Annotated in this window: 16 protein-coding genes; 11 read left to right on the plus strand and 5 right to left on the minus strand. The window is 70.6% G+C overall.

Annotated elements, in window-relative coordinates:
* The first annotated feature begins 21 nt into the window (after positions 1–21).
* From AB7E03_RS11445 to AB7E03_RS11470, 6 genes are all read left to right on the plus strand, one after another.
* Positions 22–1,362: an NAD(P)/FAD-dependent oxidoreductase gene (locus AB7E03_RS11445; RefSeq protein ID WP_489941527.1), complete on the plus strand. Its 1,341-nt coding sequence runs from the start codon at positions 22–24 to the stop codon at positions 1,360–1,362.
* Positions 1,359–3,056 carry a cytochrome bc1 complex cytochrome b subunit gene (gene qcrB, locus AB7E03_RS11450; RefSeq protein ID WP_489941528.1) on the plus strand — a complete coding sequence of 566 codons (1,698 nt, stop codon included), beginning with the start codon at positions 1,359–1,361 and terminating at the stop codon, positions 3,054–3,056. Before AB7E03_RS11445 ends, qcrB begins: the two co-directional genes overlap by 4 nt.
* Positions 3,046–3,414: a sigma-70 family RNA polymerase sigma factor family protein gene (locus AB7E03_RS11455; RefSeq protein ID WP_489941529.1), complete on the plus strand. Its 369-nt coding sequence runs from the start codon at positions 3,046–3,048 to the stop codon at positions 3,412–3,414. The genes qcrB and AB7E03_RS11455 overlap by 11 nt, the downstream gene beginning before the upstream one ends.
* Positions 3,415–3,505: 91 nt before the next feature.
* Positions 3,506–4,240 (plus strand): alpha/beta fold hydrolase, encoded by a 735-nt coding sequence (locus AB7E03_RS11460; RefSeq protein ID WP_489941530.1) that lies wholly within the window; start codon positions 3,506–3,508, stop codon positions 4,238–4,240.
* A 21-nt stretch (positions 4,241–4,261) separates the two neighbouring features.
* The gene (locus AB7E03_RS11465) at positions 4,262–4,984 is read left to right on the plus strand and encodes an SDR family NAD(P)-dependent oxidoreductase (RefSeq protein ID WP_489941531.1); all 723 of its coding nucleotides are present in this window, start codon (positions 4,262–4,264) and stop codon (positions 4,982–4,984) included.
* A gap of 197 nt (positions 4,985–5,181) precedes the next feature.
* The gene (locus AB7E03_RS11470) at positions 5,182–6,207 is read left to right on the plus strand and encodes a TerC family protein (protein ID WP_489941532.1); all 1,026 of its coding nucleotides are present in this window, start codon (positions 5,182–5,184) and stop codon (positions 6,205–6,207) included.
* Between the two features lie 23 nt (positions 6,208–6,230).
* Here AB7E03_RS11470 and AB7E03_RS11475 read toward each other — a convergent pair whose 3' ends face one another.
* Positions 6,231–7,106 (minus strand): LysR family transcriptional regulator, encoded by an 876-nt coding sequence (locus tag AB7E03_RS11475; protein WP_489941533.1) that lies wholly within the window; start codon positions 7,104–7,106, stop codon positions 6,231–6,233.
* Positions 7,107–7,197: 91 nt separating this feature from the next.
* Here AB7E03_RS11475 and AB7E03_RS11480 point away from each other — a divergent pair, with 91 nt between their 5' ends.
* Positions 7,198–8,454, plus strand: coding sequence for an MFS transporter (locus tag AB7E03_RS11480; RefSeq protein WP_489941534.1), 1,257 nt, complete (start codon positions 7,198–7,200; stop codon positions 8,452–8,454).
* A 102-nt stretch (positions 8,455–8,556) separates the two neighbouring features.
* Here AB7E03_RS11480 and araA read toward each other — a convergent pair whose 3' ends face one another.
* From araA to AB7E03_RS11495, 3 genes are read right to left on the minus strand one after another with little or no spacing between them, the layout of a single operon-like run.
* Positions 8,557–10,074: an L-arabinose isomerase gene (gene araA / locus AB7E03_RS11485; RefSeq protein ID WP_489941535.1), complete on the minus strand. Its 1,518-nt coding sequence runs from the start codon at positions 10,072–10,074 to the stop codon at positions 8,557–8,559.
* Positions 10,074–10,781, minus strand: a complete 708-nt coding sequence (locus tag AB7E03_RS11490; protein WP_489942904.1) for an L-ribulose-5-phosphate 4-epimerase — start codon at positions 10,779–10,781, stop codon at positions 10,074–10,076. Before AB7E03_RS11490 ends, araA begins: the two co-directional genes overlap by 1 nt.
* A complete protein-coding gene (locus tag AB7E03_RS11495) occupies positions 10,769–12,454 on the minus strand; it encodes a xylulokinase (RefSeq protein ID WP_489941536.1) in 1,686 nt (561 codons plus the stop codon). Before AB7E03_RS11495 ends, AB7E03_RS11490 begins: the two co-directional genes overlap by 13 nt.
* A 140-nt stretch (positions 12,455–12,594) precedes the next feature.
* Here AB7E03_RS11495 and AB7E03_RS11500 point away from each other — a divergent pair, with 140 nt between their 5' ends.
* Positions 12,595–12,981 carry a RidA family protein gene (locus AB7E03_RS11500; RefSeq protein ID WP_489941537.1) on the plus strand — a complete coding sequence of 129 codons (387 nt, stop codon included), beginning with the start codon at positions 12,595–12,597 and terminating at the stop codon, positions 12,979–12,981.
* 10 nt (positions 12,982–12,991) lie between these two features.
* On the opposite strand, the gene AB7E03_RS11505 is transcribed toward AB7E03_RS11500, so the two are convergent.
* Positions 12,992–13,654 carry a TetR/AcrR family transcriptional regulator gene (locus tag AB7E03_RS11505; protein WP_489941538.1) on the minus strand — a complete coding sequence of 221 codons (663 nt, stop codon included), beginning with the start codon at positions 13,652–13,654 and terminating at the stop codon, positions 12,992–12,994.
* A gap of 132 nt (positions 13,655–13,786) precedes the next feature.
* Here AB7E03_RS11505 and AB7E03_RS11510 point away from each other — a divergent pair, with 132 nt between their 5' ends.
* From AB7E03_RS11510 to AB7E03_RS11520, 3 genes are all read left to right on the plus strand, one after another.
* Complete coding sequence (locus AB7E03_RS11510; protein ID WP_489941539.1) at positions 13,787–14,398, plus strand: NADPH-dependent F420 reductase; 612 nt, start codon at positions 13,787–13,789, stop codon at positions 14,396–14,398.
* Entirely contained in the window at positions 14,398–15,135 is a 738-nt protein-coding gene (locus AB7E03_RS11515; RefSeq protein WP_489941540.1) for an SDR family NAD(P)-dependent oxidoreductase, read from the plus strand. Before AB7E03_RS11510 ends, AB7E03_RS11515 begins: the two co-directional genes overlap by 1 nt.
* A gap of 63 nt (positions 15,136–15,198) precedes the next feature.
* A complete protein-coding gene (locus AB7E03_RS11520) occupies positions 15,199–15,855 on the plus strand; it encodes an FMN-dependent NADH-azoreductase (protein WP_489941541.1) in 657 nt (218 codons plus the stop codon).
* Positions 15,856–15,912 lie beyond the last annotated feature (57 nt).

Below are 15,912 nucleotides of genomic sequence, written 5' to 3' on the forward strand. Positions count from 1 at the left end.
CAGGCGAGACAGGAGAAGATGATGCGCCGGATCCTCGTGGTGGGCGGCGGTTACGCCGGTTTCTACACCGCATGGAAGCTGGAGAAGAAGCTCCGGCAGGATGAAGCCGAGATCGTCGTCGTCGACCCGCGGCCGTACATGACGTACCAGCCGTTCCTCCCGGAGGTCGCGGCAGGGTCGATCGAGGCGCGCCACGCGGCGATCTCGCTGCGCAGCCATCTGCGTCGCGCCCGGCTCATCCACGCGTCGGTCACCCGCATCGACCACGCGTCGAAGACGGTGACCGTGCAGCCGGAGGACGGTGAGGCGTTCGCGCTCGGCTACGACATCATCGTCGTGACGGCGGGCGCGGTGACCCGCACCTTCCCCATCCCGGGCGTGCTCGAGCAGGCGATCGGCATGAAGCATGTGGAGGAGGCGGTCGCGATCCGCGACCGGCTGCTCGACGCCTTCGACCGGGCGTCCGTCCTCCCGCCTGGACCCGAGCGGTCGCGGCTGTTGACCGTCGCGTTCGTCGGCGGCGGGTTCTCGGGCGTCGAAGGATTCGGCGAGCTGCTGTCTCTCGCGACAGCGCTGCTGAAGTCGTACCCCGAGCTGCACTTCTCAGACCTGTCGTTCCACCTGGTTGAGGCGCGAGACCGCATCCTGCCGGAAGTCACGGACGGGCCGGGGCGCTGGGTCGTGCGGTCGCTGGAGCAGCGCGGGGCGCGCATCCACCTCGGCACACAGCTGGTCTCGGCCGACGACGGCCACCTGGTGCTCTCCTCGGGCGAGGAGTTCGACGCGCACACCGTCGTGTGGACGGCCGGCAACGGCGCCACCCCGGTGGTCGCCAACAACACCGACCTGCCGGTGACCGCGCGCGGCTCGGTGATGGTCCGCGCCGACCTGCGGGTGGCGGGCCCGGACGGGATCGTCCCCGATGCGTGGGCCGCGGGCGACGATGCCGCCGTTCCGGACCTGGCATCCCCGATTGAGGGAGCCGTCACCGTGCCGAACGCCCAGCACGCGGTGCGCCAGGCGAAGCGCCTCGCGAAGAACATCGTGGCGACCCTGCGCGGCGAGCAGCCGAAGGACTACGTCCACCACAGCCTCGGCGTCGTCGCGACGCTGGGTCTCGGGAAGGGCATCTTCCAGTGGCGCGGCATCGTGATCACCGGCTTCCTCGCGTGGGTGATGCACCGCGGTTACCACGTGCTCGCCATCCCCACGTGGGAGCGTAAGGTGCGCGTCCTGCTGGTGTGGGCGAGCGCCGTCGTCTTCGGGCGGGACATCATCTCGCTGCTGTCGGTGCAGCATCCACGCCGCGCCTTCCTCGGTGACGGCCATCGGGATGCGATCGGCGTGGGGAGCACACGATGAGCGTCGACCGGAGGCCCCGCACCTCCTTCACCGCGCGCGCCTCGAGGGTGCTGACGGGTACGTCGGCCGGGCGCCGAGCTTCTGCGCTCGCCGCGGAACTGCGCAGCCGGCGGGTTCCCCTGCACTGGACGAACATGTTCGGCGTCGTCGCACTGGCGTGCATCCTCGTGCTGTTCGTCACCGGATTCGTGCTCATGTTCGTGTACACGCCCGCCAGCACGCGCGTCACCTACGACGGACCGTACCTGCCGCTCGCCGGCGCCGAGATGTCGAAGGCCATGCGCTCGACGCTCCGGATCTCGTTCGAGTTCCCGGGCGGGCTGCTGCTCCGTCAGGCCCACCACTGGGCCGGGCTGCTGCTGCCGGCCGCGATCATGCTGCAGCTGGCCGTGACGTTCTTCACGGGTGCCTTCCGGCGTCCGCGCCGGCTCTCCTGGCTGCTGCTGTTCGGGCTCCTCATCACCGCACTCCTCGGCGGGTGGAGCGGCTACGCACTGCCCGACGACATGCTGTCGGGCACCGGGCTGCGGATCGTGGAGGGCATCGTCCTCGGGATCCCGGTCGTCGGCACCTGGCTGTCGGCGCTGCTGTTCGGCGGTGAGTTCCCTGGGCGGATCATCGAGAACCTCTACCCCATCCACATCGCCGTGGTCCCCGTGCTTCTCGTGCTGCTGCTGGCGGCGCGGTGGCGCAGCGCGTATGTCACCAAGCCCGCGCAATTCGCCGGACCCGGCCGCACGGAGGACCGCATCGTCGGCGTGCCCGTTCTGCCGGACCTCGCCGCCCGCGCTGGGGGCCTGCTCGCCATCGCGACGGGCGCGATCGTCCTCCTCGCGGCAACCGTCACCATCAGCCCGATCTGGTTGTACGGCCCGTCGTCGCCCGGCGACGCGTCGGCCGGAAGCCAGCCCGACTGGTACACCGGGTTCCTCGACGGCGCGCTACGGCTCGTCCCGCCCGGGTGGGAGTTCGAGTGGCTGGGCCGCACCTGGACGCTCGCCATCCTCATCCCGCTCGCCGTCGTCGGGCTGTTCCTGCTGGCTATCGCCGTGTACCCGTTCGTGGAGGAATGGGTCACCGGCGACCACCGCGACCATCATCTGCTCGACCGGCCGCGCAACGAGCCGACCCGCACCGGGATCGGCGTGGCCGGCGTCCTTTTCTACGCCTCCCTGTGGGGCGCGGGCAGCGCGGACCTCGTGGCCACCCACTTCCACCTCACCGTCGAATCCGTCGTCGCCGCCTACCAGGTGCTCGTCGTGCTCGGCCCGATCGTGGCGTTCGTCGTCACCCGCCGGGTGTGCCTGGCGCTGCAGAAGCGCGACCGCGACATCGTGCTCCACGGGTACGAGTCCGGACGTATCGTGCGGTTGCCCGGCGGCGAATACGTGGAGGTGCACGGCACTGTGGATGCGGACGAGCTGCCGCGTCTCGCCGGTCCCGCCGCCGCGCACAGCTATCAGGCGCGACCCGACGAGAACGGGCGGCTGCGGTTGTCCGAGCGGCTCCGCTCTGCGCTGTCGCGGGTGTACTTCGAGGACCGGCTGGAACCTGTGGAGCCGGCGGGCGCCGCGCTGACCGCCGGCGACGGTGATGGCGACAGCGCTGGCGACGAGGACAGCGACGACGCTGGAGGACGAGCGGATGAGGCGATGGCGCACTCCGGGACGACGCGGGCGGCGGGTGCGGCGTGACCGCGGCCGCGCGGCGCTGGCGGCGGGGTTCGGCGACGCCTACCTGGCGGACGACGCAGTGCTGCTCGCTCGGCTGCTCGGGCCGGGCGTGTGCGTCGTCGTCGACAGCGGAGAGGCGGAGTGCGGGCCGCCGCATGCGTCTGGCGGGGGAATCGCAGCCGCGCTGACGTCGCTCCGTCGCGCCCTCGGCGATCCCTCCTCCCTCCGGTTCGAGGTCCGCGCCGTCAACGGCGGTCCGGGCCTCGTGGCGTCGCGCTCGGGCGTGACGGTCGCGGTCATCGTCCTCGCCGGCCGCGCCGGCGCGGTCGAGCAGGTCTGGGTGGTCTCCAACCCGGACAAGCTCGACGGCTGGAGCTGAGAACCGCCGGCTCTCTGTCACGGCTGAGCGGCCCATCCGGTCATAGCTGTGTGCGCCGCGAACGGCTCACCCATCCTGAAAGGACACCATCATGACCGATCCGAAACCCACCGTCGTGCTCGTCCACGGCGCCTTCGGCGACTCCTCCAGCTGGAACGGCGTCATCGAGCGGCTGCGCGAGCAGTCCGTCCCCGTCGTCGCCGCCGCGAACCCGCTGCGCAGCCTAAGCGGCGACGCCGCGTACGTGCGCGACGTGATCGCCGCCGTCGGCGGACCCGTCGTCCTCGTCGGCCACTCGTACGGCGGGCTCGTCATCTCCGAGGCCGCAGCGGGCAACGAAGCGGTCGTTGGGCTCGTGTACGCGAACGCCTTCGTGCCGGAGCACGGGCAGACGGCGTTCGACCTGTCGACCGAGTTCCCCGGCAGCACCCTCGCGGATGCCCTGGACGCGCATCCCCTCTCGAGCGGCGGCGCGGACCTCGTCATCCGGCCGGACGCCTTCCACCACCAGTTCGCCGCCGACGTGGACGAGCGGACCGCCGCGCTCATGGCGGCGACGCAGCGACCGGTGACGCAGGCGGCCCTCACCGAGCCGCTGGCCGCCGAGACGCCGGCGTGGAAGACGACGCCGACATGGTGCGTCTTCAGCGACGCCGACCTCAACATCCCGGTCGCGGAACACCGTGCCGCCGCCGAGCGTGCGGGGGCACGGGGAGTGCGGGAGGTCTCGGGCGGGTCGCACGCGCTGAGCGTGTCCCAGCCTGAGGCGGTCGCCGAGACGATCCTCGAAGCGGTGGAGGCAGTGGCCGGCGTGGTCGTACGGTGAAGTGAAACGGGAGGAGCGGGCATGGCGAGGATTCTGGTGACCGGCGCGGGAAGCGGCCTCGGCTTCGGCGCGGCCCGCGAACTGGCTGAGGACGGCCACACGGTCATCGGCCACGTCCGCAGCCTCGACCGGGCCGGCGAACTCCGTGACGTGCTGGGCGATGCCGCGGTGCTCATCCCGGCGGAGTTGTCCGACGAGTCGGAGGTGCGGGAGCTTGCTGCGCGGGTGGGCGAGGCCGGCGGTGTGGATGCGGTCATCCACAACGCCGGCGTGATCGACGGGGCCAGCATCCTGCCCGTCAACGTCGTCGCGCCCTACGTGCTGACGGCGCTGGTGCCCGCCACGCGCCACGTGTACCTGAGCAGCGGGATGCACCGGGGCGGGCATCCCCGGGTCGATGGCCTCGACTGGTCCGGGCGCACGGCGACCGCGTCGTACTCGGACAGCAAGCTGATGGTCACGGCGCTCGCGGCGGCGGTTGCGCGGCTGCGGCCGGGCGTCTCCAGCAACGCGGTCGACCCCGGGTGGGTGCCCACGCGCATGGGCGGCCGCGGCGCGCCGGACGACCTCGAACTCGGCCACCGCACCCAGGTGTGGCTGGCCGAGGGCGAGGACCCGGCGACCCGCACCTCCGGGTACTGGCACCACCAGCGGCAGCAGCGGCCGCATCCCGCGGCTGCCGATGAGGCGTTTCAGGATGCACTGGTCGCGGCGCTCCGCGAGCACACCGGCCTCGCGCTCTGACGCCTCCCGCGTCCCGGGATTCCCAGCGCTTCACCAGACCGGTCCCCGATAGAATCGGATCCAGACAAGGGGAGTACTCCCGTCCGCAGTGGTTTCGTCATTACGGGTGCGCCATCGCATCCCGGGCCACTGGTTCCGATCGCGGTCGGAGCGGAGGAGACCTTGGGCGTCGTTCCGCCTACCCCTTGGAGTCTCCGGTGCAGGTCACCCCGCTCAGCTGGATCATCACGATCGCCGTCACGATCGCGTTCTTCGTCTACGAGTTCTTCGCGCACGTCCGCAAACCCCACGAGCCGACCATCGGCGAGTCGGCGCGCTGGTCGGCGTTCTACATCGGCCTCGCGCTGCTGTTCGGCGTCGGGATCGGCATGGTCTCGGGCTGGACCTACGGCGGCGAGTACTTCGCCGGCTACCTCACCGAGAAGGTGCTGTCCGTCGACAACCTGTTCGTCTTCCTGCTGCTGATGTCGGCCTTCGCGGTGCCGAAGGCGTACCAGCAGAAGGTTCTGATGATCGGCATCATCATCGCGCTCGTGCTGCGCGGCGCGTTCATCGCCATCGGCGCCGGGCTCATCGAGAACTACTCGTGGGTGTTCTACCTGTTCGGCGCGCTCCTGCTGTTCCTTGCCTGGCGCCAGGCCTTCGGCACGCACGACTCGAACCCGGCCGACAACCGTTTCATGCGGTTCATCCACCGGCATCTGCCGGTGACCGACGAGTACAACCGCGACCGCCTGACGGTGAAGAAGGACGGCCGGCGCTTCGTCACTCCCATGCTCCTGACGATCATCGCGATCAGCCTGATCGACGTGGTCTTCGCGGTGGACTCCATCCCGGCGATCTACGGTCTGACCAGCGAGGCGTACATCGTGTTCACGGCGAACGCGTTCGCGCTGATGGGACTCCGCCAGCTGTTCTTCCTCATCGGCGGCCTGCTCGAGCGACTCGTCTACCTCTCCCAGGGCCTGGCGGTGATCCTCGGCTTCATCGGCGTCAAGCTCGTTTTCCACGCGCTCCACGTCAATGAGCTGCCCTTCATCAACGGCGGGAAGCACGTCGAGTGGATTCCGGAGATCCCCACCTGGTTCTCGCTCGTCTTCATCGGGGCGACCATCGCGGTCGCCGCGACGGCCAGCCTGCTGAAGGTGCGCGGCCAGGACCGCCACGATTCACGAGCCGGGGGCGCCGTCCCCGTCGGCGAGGCGCGGCCCGGCACCGACTGATCCAGCGCGGCCCAGACAACCGGTCAGACGTCTTGGATGCGGTCGGCCAGCAGGGCCAGCAGCGCCTCGGCCGCGCGCCCCGGCCGCGGACGGGCGATCGCGCTGAGCCGCCAGTCCACCGGCTCCCGGAGCGGACGCACGACGGCGCCGTCCGCAGGGATGACGGTGAGTTCCGGCAGCGCGGCGACGCCCAGCCCCGACGCGACGAATCGGGGGATCTCACCCAGGTCGGCCAGCTCGGTCGGGATGCGGCGGGTCAGCCCGAGCGCCGCGAACGCGCGGTCGAGAGTCACCCGGTTGCCGAAGCCGGCCCGGGAGTCCACCCACGGATCGTCCGCAAGGTCGGCCAGCGACACCGACCGATCGCGAGCGTGGGGATGCCCCTCCGGCAGCACCGCCAGGAACGGCGAGTCGACGAGGTGCCGGGTCAGCAGGTCGGGAACGGCGTCGGGCAGGCCGTGGAACGCGATGTCGAGCCGACCCTGGCGCACGTCCTCCACCAGTCCGGTCGAGCCGCCGGGCGACGGGCCGAGGCGGAGGTCGACGTGCGGGTGGCGGCGGTGGAACTCGCCCATGATGCCGGGAAGGTCGACGCTCCGGAGGTTCGTGAAGATGCCGACCCGCACCGTTCCGCGCAGCGGGCCCTGCTCGTCGGTCAGCTCGCGCATCCTCTCGACCGCCTGGATGCCCGCCCGCGCTTCGGCGAGCGCCGCTTGGCCAACGTCGGTCAGGCGCACGCCGTGCGCATCCCGCTCGAACAGCGGGGCACCGAGCTCTCGTTCGAGGCTTTGGATGCCGGCAGAGACGGTGGATTGTGCGGCGAAGACGCGCTCGGCTGCCCGCGTGAAGCTGCGTTCGTCGGCGACGGCGACGAAGTACTCGAGTTGGCGGGTGTCCACGGGGACAGCGTACTCGACTATCGATTGGAACGATTCTCAGCATCGTCTATTTCCGTTGGACTCGATGGGCTTCTCGGCGCATCATCGAAGCATGACCAGCACGCTCGACTCCGACTCCGCCACCGGCTCGATCCGTCGCATCCGCGATGCCCGCGCCGACCGGCCGTTCCGCTTCCGGCACGGCGCCGGCTTCTGGGTCATCGCGGCGGCGTTCCTCGCCGTGATGGCCTTCTCGACCATCCCCACACCCCTCTACGCGCTCTACCAGGCGCGCGACGGGTTCCCGACCTGGGTGGTTACCGTGATCTTCGCGGCCTACGCCGTCGGCGTCATCGCGAGCCTCTTCCTCATCGGTCATCTGAGCGACGTCGCCGGCCGTCGCCGCATGGTCCTCATCGCGGTGCTGGTCGAGATCGTCGCGGCCGCCCTGTTCCTGGTCTGGAACGACGTGGCCGGACTCATCGTCGCGCGCACCCTGTCCGGGATCGGCGTGGGCGCGCTCACGGCGAGCGCCACGGCGCACCTGAGCGAACTGCGCGCCGTCGCCCGGCCGGCCGAGGGACCGCGCCTCGCCGGCACCGTGTCCACGGTCGTCAACACCGGCGGCCTCGCGCTCGGCCCGCTGATCGCCGGGGCATTCGCGCAGTTCCTTCCGCAGCCGCTGCTGCTCCCCTACGTGGTGTTCCTCGTGATCCTGGCGGTCGCTGCCGTGGCCGTAGCACTCGTGCCGGAGACGGTCGAGCGCGCCGAGGAGCGACCCGCCTACCGGCCGCAGCGGATCTCGCTTCCCGCGGAGTCGCGCGGCGCCTTCTCGGCCGCAGCCGTCGCCGCCTTCGCCGGGTTCGCGGTGTTCGGACTGTTCACGTCCCTCGCGCCGAGCGTGCTCGCCGGGACACTGCACCAGAGCTCGCACCTGCTCGCCGGCTTCGTCCCGTTCGCGGTCTTCGCCGCGTCCGCCGTCTCGCAGATCGTGTTCGCGCGGCTCGCAACCCGGACCCAGCTCATCCTGGCCCTCGTGCTCATGCTCGTCGGCCTCGGCGGGCTGGCCGCGAGCGTGCTGGTCGCGTCGCTCCCCGCGTTCATCGTCAGCGGGGTGATCGCGGGCGCCGGGGTCGGCCTCCAGTTCCGGTCGGCCATCGCGGTGACCGCGTCTCTCGCAGCCCCGGAGCGCCGCGGCGAGGTGCTCGCGGCGATCTTCCTGATCGCATACATCGGGCTCGCGCTCCCCGTGCTGCTGGTCGGGGTCGCGCTCATCCTGTGGCCGCTGGTGCCGGTGCTGGTGGTCTTCGTCGCCGCCGTCGCAGTGCTCTCCGTGCCGGCCGGGCTCGGGATGCTGCGGCGCGCCTGACGCGCCGCCTTACGCAGCGAAGGAGATCCGGCCGCCTCGCGGTCGAATCTCCTTCACTACTGCCATCCGAAGGAGAATCGCGACCGATTCTCCTTCACTCCGTCAGAGGCCGCGGGCGAGCCGGTAGTACGCCGCGTTGCCTTCGAGGTCGCGACGGAACTGCCGCAGCGTCGTGTCGTCATCGATGATGAGGAGCTCGGTGCGCGCCATGCGAGCGAAGTCCTCGAACACCTCGACCCCGACAGCCGTGCTCATGACGGTGTGGTGCGCGGCGCCGGCCTCCAGCCATGCCGTCGCCGAGGTGGTGAAGTCCGGAGCCGGCTTCCACACCGCGCGCCCGACCGGGAGGTGGGGCAGCGGCGCCGACGGCTCCACGACCTCGACCACGTTGGCGACCAGGCGGAACCGGTCGCGCACGTCCGAGAGGGCGACGACGACCGCAGGGCCGGGGTCGGCGGTGAAGACCAGGCGGACCGGGTCATCCTTTCCGCCGATCCCGAGCGGGTGCACCTCGAGCGTCGGCGTGGCCGACGACAGGGATGGGCTCACCTCCAGCATGTGCGCACCCAGGATGCGCTCGTCGCCGGGCGTCAGATCGTAGGTGTAGTCCTCCATGAGGGATGCGCCACCCGGCAGCCCCGCGCCCATTACGTTGGCCGCGCGCACCAGGATCGCGGTCTTCCAGTCACCCTCCGCGCCGAATCCGTAGCCCTCGGCCATGAGCCGCTGCACGGCGAGCCCGGGCAGCTGCTTCAGTGCGCCGAGGTCTTCGAAGCTGGTGGTGAAGGCGCCGAAGCCGCCCTCCTCCAGGAACGAACGCAGGCCCAGCTCGATGGCGGCGCCGTCGCGCAGGGACTGGTGGCGATCGCCGCCGCGGCGGAGCTCGGGCGCGACGTCGTACAGTTCCTCGTACTCGGCGACGAGCGCATCCACTGCGTCGTCGGAGGCCGCGGCAACCGCATCCGCCAGGTCGTTCACGCCCCACGTGTTCACCTGGACGCCGAAGACGTGCTCGGCCTCGGTCTTATCGCCCTCCGTCACCGCGACGAAGCGCATGTTGTCGCCGAAGCGGGCGAGCTTCAGGGTGCGGGTCGCGGCGTGACCGGCGGCGGCGCGCATCCACGTGCCCACACGTGCGGCGACGACCGGGTTGGAGACGTGGCCCGCAACGGTGGTGCGCGGCACGCCGAGGCGCGTGAGGATGTACCCGAATTCGCGGTCGCCGTGCGCTGCCTGGTTCAGGTTCATGAAGTCGAAGTCGATCTCGGCCCACGGCAGTTCCACGTTCGCCTGCGTGTGGAGGTGGAGCAGCGGCTTCTGCAGGGCGTCGAGGCCCGCGATCCACATCTTCGCCGGGCTGAAGGTGTGCATCCACGCGATCAGGCCGATCACGTTGTCGTCGGCGTTCGCCTCGAGCATGGTGCGGCGGATGGCGTCAGCGTCGGTCAGGACCGGCTTCCAGACGATCCGCACCGGCACATCGGGGGATGCGCCCAGCTCGTCGGCGATGGCGCGCGACTGGTCGGCGACCTGGGCGAGCGTCTCCGGCCCGTACAGGTGCTGGCTGCCGGTGAGGAACCAGACCTCATAGCCGTCGAGGGAGGTGGTGAGCTTCGGCATCAGGAGTCGGTTCCTTCCGGGTTCTGTCCGTAGACGTTCTGGTAGCGGTCGAAGAGGCTGTCGATGGCCTCCTGAGGAATAGGCACGACGTCGCCGCCCTGGCGTGCGATGTGCATGGTGCGGGCGACGTCCTCCGCCATGACGGCGGCCTTCACCGCGTCGCGCGCGTCACTGCCGATGGTGAAGACGCCGTGGTTCTGCATGAGAACGGCGCGGCTGCGGTGTCCGGTCAGGGTCTGAACGATGCCTCGGCCGATGGAGTCGTCGCCGATGATCGCGAACGGACCGACCGGGATGTCGCCGCCGAACTCGTCCGCCATGGCCGTGATGGCGCACGGGATGGGTTCGGCGCGCGCCGCCCAGGCCGTGGCGTAGGTGGAGTGCGTGTGCACGACGCCGCCGACCTCCGGCATGTTCCGGTACACGAAAGCGTGTGCGGCCGTGTCGGAGGAGGGCGACCGCTCGGAGCCGAGCGAGCCGGGAACGACGTCGCCGTCGAGGGTGCACAAGATCATGTTGTCGGGCGCCAGGTCGTCGTAGTCGACGCCGCTGGGCTTGATGACGAAGAGGTCCTCGCCCGGGACGCGGCCGGAGACGTTGCCGCCGGTCCAGACGACGAGGCCGTAGCGGACGAGCTCGGCGTGGAGGGCGGCGACGCGCTCGCGGACGGCGCGGACGGCCGGGGATTCGGTGGTCACTGGGCGGATCCTTCCGGGGAGGGGTCGACCGCGCCTGCGGCCGGTTCGGGCAGGGCTTCGACCGCCGCGCGCTCCACAGCGAGCCCGGCGTCGTAGCGGGAGAGGTAGGCGGCGAAGCCGGCCACATCGCGGGGGTCCGGCTCGGCGGTCTCGAACTCGACGTCACGGAAGACGCGCTCGCTCAGGTAGGCGTCGAGGTCGTGCTCTGCAGCACCGCGCGAGCGGAGGTACGCGGCGAGCACCGCGATCCCCCAGGCTCCGCCCTCGGACGCCGTCGCCGCGACCGACACCGGCGCGTCCAGCGCCCCGGCCAGGAAGCGCTGCGCGACCCCGGCCGTGCGGAACACGCCGCCGTGGGCGAGCATCCGGTCGAGGGCCACGCCCTCGTCGTCGAGGACGCGCATCCCGAGCGCCAGCGTCGCGAAGACCCCGTACACCTCGGCGCGCATCAGGTTGCCCAGGGTGAACCGGCTGCCCGGCGAGCGGACCAGCAACGGACGCCCCTCGGTGAGACCGGCGATCGGCTCGCCGGCCAGGTGGTTGTAGGCGAGCAGGCCGCCCGCGTCGTCCTCGCCCGTCAGCGCTTCGCGGAGCAGGGTGTCGAACACCGCATCGGGATCGGTCACGGCTCCGGAGGCTGCGGCGAACCGGCCGAACAGCCCGGCCCACTCGGCCAGCTCGCTGGCGCCGTTGTTGCAGTGCACCATCGCGACCGGGTCGCCTGCGGGTGTCGTCACGATGTCGAGCTCGTCGTGCACCTCGGCGAGGGGATGCTCCAGCACGACCATCGCGAAGATGCTGGTTCCGGCGCTCACGTTTCCGGTGCGGGGCGCCACGGCGGCGGTGGCGACCATCCCGGTGCCGGCGTCGCCCTCTGGCGGGCACAGCGGCGCGCCGGCCTGCAGCGCACCGGATGGGTCGAGCAGGGATGCTCCCTCGGCGGTCAGTTCGCCGGCCGGTTCTCCGGCCACAAGCACCTGGGGCAGTAGGTCGCGGAGCGGCGGGATGCGGCCGGCGGCCAGCGCGTCGTACCGGCCGACGAGGTCGGCGTCGTAGTCGGCGGTCTGCGGGTCGATCGGGAACATGCCCGACGCATCCCCGACGCCGAGGACCTTCCGGCCGGTCAGCCGCCAGTGCACGTAGCCGGCGAGGGTCGTGACGAAGCGGACCCGCGGCACGTGCGGCTCTGCATCGATCACGGCCTGGTGCAGGTGAGCGATCGACCACCGCAGCGGGATGTTCACCCCGAGCAGCTCGGTCAGCTCGCGGGCGGCCGCACCGGTGTTGGTGTTGCGCCAGGTGCGGAACGGGACGAGGAGCTCGCCGGTCTCGTCGAAGGCGAGGTAGCCGTGCATCATCGCCGAGACGCCGAGCGCCCCGACGGTCGTGAGCGTGACGCCGTGCCGGGCTTCGGCGTCGGCGACGAGGGCGGCGTAGGCGGCCTGGAGTCCGCTCCAGACGTCGTCGAGGGCGTAGGTCCAGAGCCGGTCGACGTAGGCGTTCTCCCACTCATGGGAGCCGACGGCGAGCACGACCGATGGATCGTCCGCGTCGACGAGGCAGGCTTTGATGCGGGTCGAGCCGAACTCGATGCCGAGCGCCGTGCGGCCGCCGGCGATCGCATCGCGTGCGGCGGCGGCTGGCTCGGCGGCGGCTGAGTCGCCCGCGGGGGCTGGCAGCATGAGGGCATCCACTCCTTTGTGACCGGTCACATTGACGCTGTGAGCATACGTCACGGTGCCGCGTGCGCGCCAGTCCGAGCCGCAGAGATCCCCCCGAATCGACCGTCGCCACCGGCCGCGAAGTGAGCCATATTGAGCGCATGCGTGAAGTCATCAGCACCCCGGACGCCCCCAGCTCGCCCTTCTACAGCCAAGGCATCAAGTCGGGGAACCATATCCACATCTCGGGCCTGGTGGGCGTCGACGTTCGCACAGGAAAGCCGGCCGGCCCGACCATCCAGGAGCAGACGAGGCAGGCGCTCGCGAACTGTCGCGCCGTGCTCGAGGCGGCGGGCGCCACGCTGGACGACGTCGTCGAAGTCGGAATCCTCCTCAGTGACCCGTCCGACTTCGTCGGAATGAACGAGGAGTACCGAGCGTGGTTCCCGACCGACCCGCCCGCCCGCTATGCCGCGAAACTCGGCGCCGTCATCCCGGACGTGCTGATCTCCATCCGCATGACCGCGTACATCGGCGAAGGCGACTGACCTCCGGGGTTCAGTCGGCCGCGTTGAGCTCGACCATGGCGTCGTAGAGCTGCTCGTCCGTCATCGGCGGCTCGGGCAGGGGATGCGCCGCCGCGGCCCGGTAGGCGTCGAGCGTGAGGGAGAGCTGCCGTCGCCACGAATTGGGGGCCGTGGTCCTCGTGGCGTCGATCATGCGGCCGTTGGACCAGATGAGGTTGACGATGTCGGCCAGGGCGACGTCCGGCCGTACCGAGCCGGCCTTTTGGGCCCGGGTGAGCACATCCTCGATCTGCCGGCACATCTGGTCGTGGATGCGCTCGGTAGCGGGGCTGCCGGGGAAACGGCGGGAGAGGAAGTCGTTGAACCCCCGGTCTCCGGCCTGCACGCGGAACAGGTTCTCCAGGTAGGCGACGAACCCGTCCCAGGGGTCTTCGATCGCCATGGCCTCCTCGGATCCGTCGACGAACTCCTGGAGCCGCGGCTCCAGGGCGGCCAGGAGGAGGTCCATACGGGTCGGGAAGTGGCGGTAGAGAGTGCCGATGGCGACTCCGGCGTCGCGGGCGATCCTTTCGAGGGACGCATCCACGCCTCGGACGGCGAACTCGCTGCGCGCTGCGGCGAGCAGCCTGTCGTGGCGCTCCACGGCGTCGCGGCGACGAGGCTTCGGTGCCCGTTCCACTTCGCTGATACTCACCCAGCCAACTTACCGCTCATTTTTTCGTGATCGCGGAATAGGTGAGGTACCCCTCCGGTTCGAACCAGGTACCGGAGGGGTGCCTCACCTTGGCGCTTCTCCTCCGACATCGACACCACGAAGGAGTACTTCATGAGCACCATCACCATCATCGGCGCCGGGAACATGGCCACGGCCATCGGTTCCCGGGCCGCCGAGCACGGCCACACGGTCGAGATCATGAGCCGCGACACGGCCAAAGCCCAGGCGGCCGCCGACGTGATCGGCCACGGGACGACCGTCGGCACGTTCGGCGCACGTCCCGACGGTGACATCGTCTTCCTCGCCGTCCTGTACGCCGGCGCAGTGGACGTCGTCGAGCAGTACGGCGACGCGCTGGCGGGCAAGATCCTGGTCGAGACCACCAACCCGTTCAACGCCGACGCGACCGGCGTCGTCACCACCCCGGGCAACTCGGTGACCCAGCAGCTCGCGGCCGCGGCTCCCGCGGGGACCCAGGTTCTCAAGGCGTTCAACACCGTCTTCCGCGGCGTGCTCGCTGCCGAGGGGCCGTTGGACGTCTTCTTCGCCGGCGGCGACGCGGACGCAAGGGCACGCTTCGCGGCATTCCTGACCAGCCTGGGGATGCGTCCCCTCGACGCGGGAGGGCTCGAGACGACTCACGCGCTCGAGTGGGCGGGCATCCTGCTCATGGGTCTCGCCCGTAACGGCGGCGGCTTCGGCATCGCCTTCGGGGCCAAGTGATGGCAGGCAGGCTCGAGGGCAAGGTCGCGGTGATCACCGGCGCGACGAGCGGCATGGCGCTGGCCGGCGCCCGGTTGTTCGTCGAGGAAGGCGCCCACGTCTTCATCACCGGCAGACGGCAGGACGCGCTGGATGAGGCCGTGAAGCTGATCGGCCGGAACGTCACCGGTGTGCAGGCCGATTCGACCGATCTGGACGATCTGGACCGGCTGTTCGAGACGGTCCGCCGGGAGAAGGGCGCGATCGACGTGCTGTGGGCGAGTTCCGGCGGTGGCGAACAGGGCACGCTCGGGGAGATCACCGAGGAGCACTTCGATGCCGCGTTTTCGCTGAATGCGCGCGGCACGCTGTTCACCGTCCAGAAAGCGCTGCCTCTGTTCAACGACGGCGGCTCGATCCTTCTCACCGGGTCGAACGCGTCGCTCCGGGGATTCCCCGACTGGAGCGTGTACGCGGCGAGCAAGGCCGTGCTGCCCGCCTACGCGCGGGTGTGGGTGTCCGAGCTGCGGGACCGGAAGATCCGGGTCAACGTCCTCACCCCCGGCCAGGTGGCCACGCCCATGATGCTCGACGTGATGGATGCGGAGTTGAAGACGGCCTTCGAGTCCCTGATCCCGCGCCGGGAGATGGGCCGCCCGGAGGAGATCGCCTCCGTGGCGCTGTTCCTGGCCTCCGACGACTCGAGCTATGTGAACGGCCTGGAACTGGTGGCGGACGGCGGCGCGACCGTGATCTGACGCTTCGGCCCGCGACCGATTTCCCCCAGACCAAACGCACAACCGAACACTTAAGGAAAACCCATGACCCTCTTCCGCCTCGACGCGAGCATCTTCCCCGACCGATCCGTGAGCCGTGAGCTCGCCGACATCGTCGAAGCCGAATGGACCGCCGAACACCCGGACGAGCACGCGATCCGCCGCCACCTCGGCACGAACCCCATCTCGTCGACGGCCTGGGCCGACGCCGTCGTGGGGCAGCAGCTCCCCGAGGATGCCCGCACGCCGGCGCAGCAGGCCGCCGTCGGACTCGCGGCCACGCTGGCTGACGAGCTGATCGCGGCGGACGCGCTGGTCTTCGCGGTGCCGCTCTACAACTACGGCGTCTCGCAGCACATCAAGACCTGGTTCGACCTCGTGTACACGGACCCCCGCGTCAGCGAGGGCGGCCCTGAACTGCGCGACCGTCCCGCCCTGCTGGTCACCGTCACCGGCGGCAACTACGGGCCCGGAACGCCGAAGGAGGGATGGGACCACTCCAGCCCCTGGCTGCAGCGCATCCTCGTCGACGTGCTCGGGCTCGACCTCACCACCGTCGAGCGGCGGTTCACCCTGGTCGGGGTCAACCCGGCCCTCGACCGGTTCACCGACATGGCCGACGCCATGCGCGTCGAGGCCGTGCGCGCAGCCGAGCTCGAAGGACGCCGGCTCGCCGAGCGGGGCGCCCGCAAGGCGGCCTAAGCAGCCACGCGAGGCCGCGTGCCCTCCAGGCGCGCGGCCCCGTTGCCTGCGACCAGC

The organism is Leifsonia sp. RCC_180, from assembly GCF_058138205.1.